This window comes from Nitratireductor sp. GCM10026969 (assembly GCF_042660605.1).
Classification (GTDB): Bacteria; Pseudomonadota; Alphaproteobacteria; order Rhizobiales; family Rhizobiaceae; genus Chelativorans.
Map to the genome: position 1 here is coordinate 1 of NZ_JBHSUM010000173.1, position 8,546 is coordinate 8,546.

The 8,546-nt window shown below is 64.7% G+C and carries 8 protein-coding genes and 1 pseudogene; 7 read left to right on the plus strand and 2 right to left on the minus strand.

From position 1 onward, the window contains the following. The 6 genes and pseudogenes from ACFP9U_RS21840 to ACFP9U_RS21865 form a co-directional block, all read left to right on the plus strand. Window positions 1-317, plus strand: a pseudogene (locus tag ACFP9U_RS21840) (HlyD family secretion protein); the annotation flags it as partial. Between the two features lie 43 nt (window positions 318-360). After that, on the plus strand, window positions 361-1,278 hold the full coding sequence (locus ACFP9U_RS21845; protein ID WP_378624710.1) for an ABC transporter ATP-binding protein: 918 nt from the start codon (window positions 361-363) through the stop codon (window positions 1,276-1,278). Further along, window positions 1,275-2,405 (plus strand): ABC transporter permease, encoded by a 1,131-nt coding sequence (locus ACFP9U_RS21850; RefSeq protein WP_378624711.1) that lies wholly within the window; start codon window positions 1,275-1,277, stop codon window positions 2,403-2,405. Before ACFP9U_RS21845 ends, ACFP9U_RS21850 begins: the two co-directional genes overlap by 4 nt. A gap of 71 nt (window positions 2,406-2,476) precedes the next feature. Continuing rightward, window positions 2,477-3,460, plus strand: coding sequence for an iron exporter MbfA (mbfA, locus tag ACFP9U_RS21855; protein ID WP_378624712.1), 984 nt, complete (start codon window positions 2,477-2,479; stop codon window positions 3,458-3,460). 124 nt (window positions 3,461-3,584) lie between these two features. Next, complete coding sequence (locus tag ACFP9U_RS21860) at window positions 3,585-3,779, plus strand: hypothetical protein (protein ID WP_378624714.1); 195 nt, start codon at window positions 3,585-3,587, stop codon at window positions 3,777-3,779. A 6-nt stretch (window positions 3,780-3,785) separates the two neighbouring features. Then, a complete protein-coding gene (locus tag ACFP9U_RS21865) occupies window positions 3,786-4,910 on the plus strand; it encodes an AbrB family transcriptional regulator (RefSeq protein WP_378624716.1) in 1,125 nt (374 codons plus the stop codon). 81 nt (window positions 4,911-4,991) lie between these two features. Here the strand turns inward: ACFP9U_RS21865 and ACFP9U_RS21870 are convergent, their stop codons facing one another. Both ACFP9U_RS21870 and gyrB read right to left on the minus strand, forming a co-directional pair. After that, entirely contained in the window at window positions 4,992-5,465 is a 474-nt protein-coding gene (locus ACFP9U_RS21870; protein ID WP_378624717.1) for a pyridoxamine 5'-phosphate oxidase family protein, read from the minus strand. A 78-nt stretch (window positions 5,466-5,543) separates the two neighbouring features. Further along, the gene (gene gyrB / locus ACFP9U_RS21875; protein ID WP_378624718.1) at window positions 5,544-7,991 is read right to left on the minus strand and encodes a DNA topoisomerase (ATP-hydrolyzing) subunit B; all 2,448 of its coding nucleotides are present in this window, start codon (window positions 7,989-7,991) and stop codon (window positions 5,544-5,546) included. A 218-nt stretch (window positions 7,992-8,209) separates the two neighbouring features. On the opposite strand from gyrB, the gene ACFP9U_RS21880 reads away from it, so the two are divergent. Next, window positions 8,210-8,546 (plus strand): NmrA family NAD(P)-binding protein (locus tag ACFP9U_RS21880; protein WP_378624719.1); only part of this gene is annotated, 337 nt, incomplete at its 3' end.

Below are 8,546 nucleotides of genomic sequence, written 5' to 3' on the forward strand. Positions count from 1 at the left end.
CCGGGCCGTCGGCCCCGGTCATCTCCATGTTGCCGGACGGGGCGGTGAAGCTGAAGCTCTATCTGCCGGAACCCGCCTTCTCCGCCGTCGAGGTTGGCTCGCTGCTCGCGGTGCGCTGCGACGGCTGCCCGGCGGGGCTGCGCGCCCGCGTCTCCTACGTCTCCCCGGACCCCGAGTTCACGCCGCCGGTGATCTATTCCCTGGAGACGCGGCAGAAGCTCGTGTTCCTGATCGAAGCCAGGCCGGAGGGCGAAGCGGCCGACCGGCTACAGCCGGGCCAGATCGTGGATGTGATTTTGCTCAACGAGGAAACGTGACCGGCCGCCGCCTGCGCCGTCGTCACACCGAGGAAACCGGACAATGCATGCCATCGACGTCCAAGGTCTCGTCAAGCGCTTCGGCGACAAGACGGTCGTCGACCATGTGTCGATGACCGTGGATCCCGGCGAGATCGTCGGCTTTCTGGGCCCCAACGGCTCGGGCAAGACGACGACGATCCGCCTCATGTGCGGCCTTCTGACGGCGGACGAGGGCAGCGGCCAGGTGCTGGGCCATGATCTCAGGACCGAGCAGCTGCAGATCAAGCGCGAGGTCGGCTACATGACGCAGCGTTTCTCCTTCTACGAAGATCTGACGATTGCCGAGAACCTCGCCTTCGTGGCGCGGCTCTACCGTCTGAAACCCATCACGACACACGTGGACAGGACACTGGAGGAGCTCGGCCTGACGACGCGCCGTCACCAACTCGCCGGCACGCTTTCGGGGGGCTGGAAGCAGCGGCTCGCGCTGGCGGCCTGCATCATGCACAAGCCGAAGCTTCTGCTTCTCGACGAGCCCACGGCAGGCGTCGATCCCAAGGCACGGCGTGACTTCTGGGACGAGATACACCGGCTCGCCGCCGACGGACTGACCGTGCTCGTCTCCACCCACTATATGGACGAGGCGGAGCGCTGCCACCGCATCTCCTACATCTCCTACGGCAGGATGCTGGCAAGCGGCACGGTGGCGGATGTGGTGCGCGACGCGGGGCTGACGACCTTCATCGTCGAGGGGCCGGGGCTCGAGCGCATGGCCCGGGAAATTGCCGGCCTGCCGGGCGTCGAGCAGGTGGCGCCCTTCGGGGCGACGCTGCACGTGGTGGGCTCGGACGAACGGGCCCTGCGCGCCGCCCTGGAGGAGGTCTCCCGCCGGCCGGGCGTCTCCGTCGCCCGCGGTGAGACCAGCCTGGAGGACGTCTTCATCCAGTTCATGGCCAACGCGACGGACAATATGAGATGAGCAGGTTCTTTTCGATCGGCCGGCTCGGCGCGATGCTTCTCAAGGAGTTCATCCAGATGCGGCGCGACCGCATCACCTTCGGCATGATGCTCGGCGTGCCGCTGATGCAGCTCGTGCTGTTCGGCTATGCCATCAACAACGACCCGAAGGCCTTGCCGGCCGCACTGGTGACGACGAGCCAAGATCACTACACCCGCGCCATGGTCTCGGCGCTGGAACTGACCGGCTATTACCGCTTCGATCACATCGTGGATAGCGCGGCGCGAGCGGAGGCGCTGATCACCGGGGGAGACGTCGTCTTCGTCGTCACCATCCCCTCCGACTTCGCACGCAAGGTGGATCGCGGCCAGCGTGCGCAGATCCTGATCGAGGCGGACGCCACCGATCCCTCGGTGGCCAGCGGCGCCGTTTCGACACTCGACACGGTGGCAAGCCAGGCGCTCCTGCGCGAGCGCGGTATGACGCCCGGGGAAGGCCAGGCGGGCGGGCTCGAGGTGGTGGTCCACCGCCGCTATAACCCCGAGGGCATCTCGCAATACAACATCGTGCCAGGGCTGCTCGGCGTCATCCTGCAGATGACCATGGTCATGATGACCTCCATCGCGCTCACCCGCGAACGCGAACGCGGGACGATGGAAAACCTGCTCGCCATGCCGGCGAGCCCGCTCGAGATCATGCTGGGCAAGATCCTGCCCTATCTCGTCGTCGGTGCGGTGCAGGTGATCGTCGTGCTCGGCGCGGCGCGGCTTCTCTTCGACGTGCCGTTCATGGGGGGCATGGGACTGCTGCTTTCGGCCATCCTGATCTTCGTCCTGGCGCTGGTGCTGCTCGGTTATACCATCTCCACCGTCGCGCGCACCCAGATGCAGGCGCTGCAACTCACCTTCTTCTTTTTCCTGCCTTCCATCCTGCTTTCCGGCTTCATGTTCCCTTTCCGCGGTATGCCGCAATGGGCGCAGTGGCTCGGCGAGATTTTTCCGCTTACACACTTCTTGCGCATCATCCGCGCCATCATGCTGAAGGGCGCCGAACTGCCGGCGGTGGCGCTGGAAACCGGCATCCTGGTGCTGTTCATCTTCGCCTATGCCGCGATCGCGCTGATGCGTTTCAGGCAGACGCTGGATTGAGGCTGTGCTTGACGCCTTCCGTGGGCGAACATAGTTTAGAATTATTCTAAACTAACTGGACCCTCCGCGTCATGTTCAATCGCCTTTTCGGTTTCAACCGCCGCGCCTTTTCGTCTCTTTCCGAGCAGGAGGTGCTGGCGCTCGCGATTTCCTCGGAGGAGGACGACGCGCGCATTTACCGCGCCTATGCCGACGGCCTGCGCGACGACTATCCCCATTCGGCGGCGATGTTCGAGGAGATGGCGGAAGAGGAGGACAGCCACCGCGCATCGCTTATCGCGCTGCACAGGAAACGCTTTGGCGAGCGCATCCCGCTGATCCGCCGCGAGCACGTGCGCGGCTATTACCAGCGCCGGCCTGACTGGCTGGTGCGGCCGCTTGGGCTCGACCACGTGCGCGCGCAGGCCGCGATCATGGAGGAGGAAGCGCAGCGTTTCTACACCGAGGCAGCGAAACGCGCCGGCGACGCGGCCACACGCAAACTGCTCGGCGACCTCGCGGCGGCGGAGCAGAAGCACGAATCCGTGGCCGAGCACCTTTCGGAAAAGCACCTGGGCGAAGACGCGCGCCAGGAAGAGGAGCACACGGAGCGCCGCCAGTTCATCCTCACCTATGTACAGCCGGGCCTCGCCGGGCTGATGGACGGCTCCGTCTCCACGCTGGCGCCCATCTTCGCCGCGGCCTTTGCCACGGGCAACACCTGGCAGACCTTCCTGGTGGGGCTGGCGGCGTCGATCGGTGCCGGCATCTCCATGGGCTTCACCGAGGTGGCTTCGGACGACGGTGTCATCTCCGGGCGCGGCTCGCCGGTCAAGCGGGGGCTGACCACCGGGATCATGACCACGCTGGGTGGGCTGGGGCACGCCCTGCCCTATCTGATCCCGTACTTCTGGACGGCGACGACGATCGCCATCGTCATCGTCTTCTTCGAGCTGTGGGCAATCGCCTACATCCAGAAGCGCTATATGGAAACACCCTGGAGCCGCGCGATCTTCCAGGTGGTGCTGGGCGGCGCGCTCGTCTTCGGCGCGGGCATGCTGATCGGCAACGCCTGAGCGGACCGGCGCGCCGAGCACAAATCGGCTGGAGACCACTGCCCGGCGCAGATCAGACGGGGCAGAAGAACGGGACGCCCAAACGGGACTTGCGATCGGGGGAAAACAACGAAAAATAACCGGCATGACGAATCGCAAGGCGCCCTTGAGCCTTCACGAACATCTTTCCGACGCGCGGACCTCCGCGCCGCGCACCGACATCCGCAAGGTTTTCCTGCGGCTGGCCGCGCGCCGGCGGCGGAAAGTGAACGGGGCGCGGACCCGGCCGCTCCCAGGCAGGGTGAAGCCGGAGTCGCCGGTCAGCGGCCTCGAACGCTGAGACCGGATGCAGAAGCGTAGCGACAGAAGCGAGGCGAGCAGGTGGCGCAAGGCGGTGCAACGCGCCGTCAGCCTGCCGCGGATCGCGCTGGCACTGGGCATCGGCACCGTGGGCGGGATTGTCTTCAACTGGCTGACGCTGCCGCTGCCGTGGATGCTGGGTCCCATCGTCTTCAATACGGTCGCCGCCCTCCTTCGCCTGCCGATCGCGCCGCCCGCCTCCGTCCGCCCCTATGTGGTGGTGGTGATCGGGGTGATGCTGGGGTCGGGCTTCTCGCCGGCCATTCTCAATCATATCGGAGACTGGCTGCTGTCGCTCGCGATGCTCGCCGCCTATCTCTTCGTCTCCGCCCTCTTCGTCATTCCCTATTACCGCTATGTCGGCCGTTTCGACCCCGTAACGGCCTATTTCGCCGGCATGCCGGGCGGGCTCAACGAAATGACCTTCATCGGCAGGGATATGGGGGGCGACGACCGGCGGATCGCGCTCGCGCATACCAGCCGGATCATCATCGTGGTCTTCCTGATGGCGGCATGGTTCCGGCTGACGGTGGACTATGATCCCGCCAGCCGCGCATCGGCGGGCACACCCTTCTCGGTGATTCCAGCGACGGACCTCTTCGTGCTGGCGGCAGCCGGCGTGGTCGGCTTCTTTCTCGGGCTGAAACTGCGGCTGCCGGCCCCGACCCTGGTCGGCCCGATGCTGGTGAGCGCGCTCATCCATCTGGGAGGTGTCACCCACTCGCCGCCGCCGAGCGAGCTGATCGTCGTGGCACAGATCTTTCTCGGCACCATCGTCGGCTGCCGCTTCGTCGGCGTCCGTCCCGGCCTCATCGGGCGTTCCATCCTGCTCAGCCTCGGCGCGACGCTGATAATGCTGTCGATCACCATGCTGTTCGCCGTCTTGTTCCATACCTGGTTCGGCCAAAACCTGGAGCAGGTGCTTCTCGCTTACGCGCCGGGCGGGCTTGCCGAGATGAGTCTCGTGGCGTTGGCCATGAACGCGGAAATCGCGTACGTCGCCGTGCATCACATGGTCCGTATCACGCTGGTTGTCGCGGCGGCACCAGTGGCTTTCACGCTGCTGAAGAGATGGAAGAGAAAGAAGGCGAGCGACGGCCATTCCGAGTGACTGCATCTTTTCCGTGCATATCCGCTCCTACCCCGCGCACCTGACGGCAACGGGGAGCGGCCGCTCGCCCAGCCTCGTGCCCTACAGGTTCACCTTGCGGTTCTCGCCCATGACGGGTCTCGCCGAGGACACCGCGGCGGCGGCCATCTTGATATAGCTCACCACCGTTCCCGGACCTTCCCAATATTGCGCGTCCTTGGGCGTGATCTTGAGGATGCGGATCGACGGGTCGTCGGGATCATCCCACCAGGCCTTGGCCGGTGTCGACCAGAGCTGCCGGATACGCTCGCGATCGTTGGAAACCTCGGCCGTCCCTGAGATCGACAGATAGTTCTGGTCACTGGTATCGGCGAAGGCGAGCGCCACATGGGGATCTTGGGCGATCTCCTCTTCCTTGTGGCTTTCTGCGTCAGTGAGAAAATAAAGCGAATGGGCATCGCGATCAAAATAGGCGGCCATCGGCCGCGCGCGTAGGTCGGTGCCGTCGCGGCTTATCAGCATGCAGATGCCGATCTTCTCGACCAATTCCCACACGCGCTCTTCATCATGTGCCATCTGGAAGCTCCGTCGTTCTCCGGTGTTGCCGGACGAACGACGGCGGCGCAGCCCTTGTTCCCTCCCCGATGGTGCGGTCTAGACGTCCAGGTTGGCGACCGAGAGGGCGTTGTCCTGGATAAACTCGCGCCGCGGCTCCACCTCGTCACCCATCAGGCGCGAGAAAAGGGAATCGGCATCGGTGGCGTCGTTCACCTTGACCTGCAACAGCGAACGGGCCTCGGGGTCCAGCGTGGTCTCCCAGAGCTGCTCGGCATTCATCTCGCCGAGCCCCTTGTAGCGCTGCATGGTCAAGCCCTTGCGGCCGGTGGCGAAGATGGCTTCGAGCAGCGATAGCGGCCCCGAGACGAACTCGGACTTGTCGTTGCGCTTCAGCACCGGTCGCTTTTCAAAGATCTCCTGCAGGCGTGGAATGTGACGGTCGATGGCGCGCGCGTCGGCGGAGCCGATGAGCGCCGCATCCAGAACGACGATATCGCGAACACCGCGTACGGTTCGCTCGAAGAGATATCCCCCCGTGCCGTCATTGGACGTGTTCAACCGACCCTGCCACCCGCGTTCGGTCTCTTCGGAGATCATGTCCAGGCGGTTTGCCACGTGGTCAGCCGCCGCGCTCGCGCGCACGGGATCGGCCAGCACCGCAGCGTTGAGCGCGCCGGCAATTGCCGCCTGCTCCACCACCGCGCGATTGTAGCGCGTATGGAGACCGTTGATCAGCGAGCGCACGGCGCGCGCGTCCTCGATCACCTGCTTCAGGTCGTGACCGGAGCGCACCTCGCCGGTGGAAAGTTCCAGCGAAGCCTGCTCTAGGCCGGTGTCGATCAGGAATTCCTCGAACGCCGCCTCATCCTTGATGTACTGCACCGACTTGCCGCGCGTGACCTTATAAAGCGGCGGCTGGGCGATATAGAGGTGCCCGCGCTCGATCAGTTCCGGCATCTGGCGGAAGAAGAAGGTGAGAAGCAACGTGCGGATGTGGGCGCCGTCGACGTCGGCGTCCGTCATGATGATGATCTTGTGGTAGCGCAGCTTCTCGGGATTGAACTCGTCCTTGCCGATGCCGGTGCCGAGCGCCGTGATCAGCGTACCGATCATGTCGGAGGACAGCATGCGATCGAAGCGCGCGCGCTCCACGTTAAGGATCTTGCCCCGGAGCGGCAGGATCGCCTGGTTCTTGCGCGAGCGGCCGGATTTGGCCGAGCCGCCGGCCGAATCACCCTCGACGATGAAGATCTCGGACTTCGCGGGATCCCGCTCCTGGCAATCGGCGAGCTTTCCGGGCAGCGAGGTGATGTCGAGAGCGCCCTTGCGCCGGGTCAATTCGCGCGCCTTGCGCGCGGCCTCGCGCGCTGCAGCCGCTTCCACAACCTTGCCGACCAGCACCTTGGCCTCTGCCGGATGCTCCTCCAGCCATGTGCCGAGCGCCTCGTTGACGAGGCTTTCGACCACGGGACGGACCTCGGAGGAAACCAGCTTGTCCTTGGTCTGGGACGAAAATTTCGGATCCGGAACCTTGACGGAAAGAACCGCAGTCAGCCCCTCGCGGCAGTCGTCGCCCGTGAGCGAGACCTTTTCCTTCTTCATCAGGCCGGAGACATCCGCATAGGAGGTGACCTGGCGCGTCAGCGCGCCGCGGAAGCCGGCCATGTGCGTGCCGCCGTCGCGCTGCGGGATGTTGTTGGTGAAAGCGAGCACGTTCTCATGGTAGGATTCGTTCCACCACATGGCGAGCTCGACCGTTATCCCGTCCCGCTCGCCGAGAATGGCGATGGGCTCGTCGATCAGCGGCTTCTTCGCCCGGTCCAGATATTTGACGAATTCGATGATGCCGCCGTCATAGAGGAATTCCTCCTCCTTCACGTCGGCATGCCGGCGGTCCGTCAGGAGAATTCGCACGCCGGAATTGAGGAAGGCGAGCTCGCGCAGCCGGTGCTCCAGCGTACCGTAGTTGAACTCGGTCATGGTGAAGGTTTCGGTCGAGGGCAGGAAGGACACCTCGGTGCCGGTCTCCTGACCCGCATCGCCGGTGACGGCCAACGGTCCATCCGGTACGCCGTGGGTGAAGCTCATCTCGTGGATCTGGCCCTTGCGGCGGACCTTCAACTTCAGCCAACTCGACAGCGCGTTGACCACCGAAACGCCAACGCCGTGCAGCCCACCAGAGACTTTATAGGAATTCTGGTCGAACTTTCCGCCGGCGTGGAGCTGGGTCATGATGACCTCCGCCGCCGAAACGCCTTCCTCCGTATGCACGTCGGTCGGGATGCCGCGGCCGTTGTCGGTGACCGTGCAGGAGCCGTCGGGGTTGAGCGCGACAGTAACCCGCGTGGCGTGTCCGGCCAGCGCCTCGTCGATGGCGTTGTCCACCACCTCGTAGACCATGTGATGCAGGCCGGAGCCATCGTCGGTGTCGCCGATATACATGCCGGGGCGCTTGCGGACCGCATCCAGGCCCTTGAGAACCTTAATGGATTCGGCGCCGTATTCGGTCGCTTCGCCGGGGGGAATTTCGGGCGTGTCGCTCATCAAACGCTTTCGTACAGGAGGCGCCTTGAAAAAGGCTCTTGGTCTGCCGCGAATCAGCGGCCGTTAGTCCTAAGATATAGGCGTTCCAACGCCTTTTTCCAAGTTTCACCGCTCTTGCGGGCTGGGGATGGCGGCCAATGTCCCCCGCCCTTTGCCTTTGGCGCGAAAGCCGATTATGAAGCCGGGAGAAGAGCATAATCGGAGACCGAGGCGCAAGAATGGCCACCATCAGCCAGAAACCCAAGCTCGTCACCGTCTTCGGTGGCTCCGGCTTCCTGGGCCGCCACGTCGTGCAGGCGCTCACGCGTCGGGGCTACCGCGTTCGCGTGGCCTGCCGCAACCCGCATACGGCCGTCCACGTGCTTCCGCTCGGCAATATGGGCCAGGTGCACACCGTGCAGGCCAATCTGCGCTATCGCTGGTCGGTCGACCGCGCGGTGGAAGGTGCGGATCACGTCATCAACCTGGTCGGCATCCTGCACGAGTCGGGACGCCAGCGCTTCGATGCCGTGCAAAACTTCGGCGCCCGCGCCGTCGCGGAGGCCGCGCGCGCCG

Bases quoted from the DNA above. Each gene is read 5' to 3' on its own strand.
- ACFP9U_RS21845 (WP_378624710.1), top strand. From the start codon at position 361: ATGCATGCCATCGACGTCCAAGGTCTCGTCAAGCGCTTCGGCGACAAG.
- ACFP9U_RS21850 (WP_378624711.1), top strand. From the start codon at position 1,275: ATGAGCAGGTTCTTTTCGATCGGCCGGCTCGGCGCGATGCTTCTCAAG.
- mbfA (WP_378624712.1), top strand. From the start codon at position 2,477: ATGTTCAATCGCCTTTTCGGTTTCAACCGCCGCGCCTTTTCGTCTCTT.
- ACFP9U_RS21860 (WP_378624714.1), top strand. From the start codon at position 3,585: ATGACGAATCGCAAGGCGCCCTTGAGCCTTCACGAACATCTTTCCGAC.
- ACFP9U_RS21865 (WP_378624716.1), top strand. From the start codon at position 3,786: ATGCAGAAGCGTAGCGACAGAAGCGAGGCGAGCAGGTGGCGCAAGGCG.
- ACFP9U_RS21870 (WP_378624717.1), bottom strand. From the start codon at position 5,465: ATGGCACATGATGAAGAGCGCGTGTGGGAATTGGTCGAGAAGATCGGC.
- gyrB (WP_378624718.1), bottom strand. From the start codon at position 7,991: ATGAGCGACACGCCCGAAATTCCCCCCGGCGAAGCGACCGAATACGGC.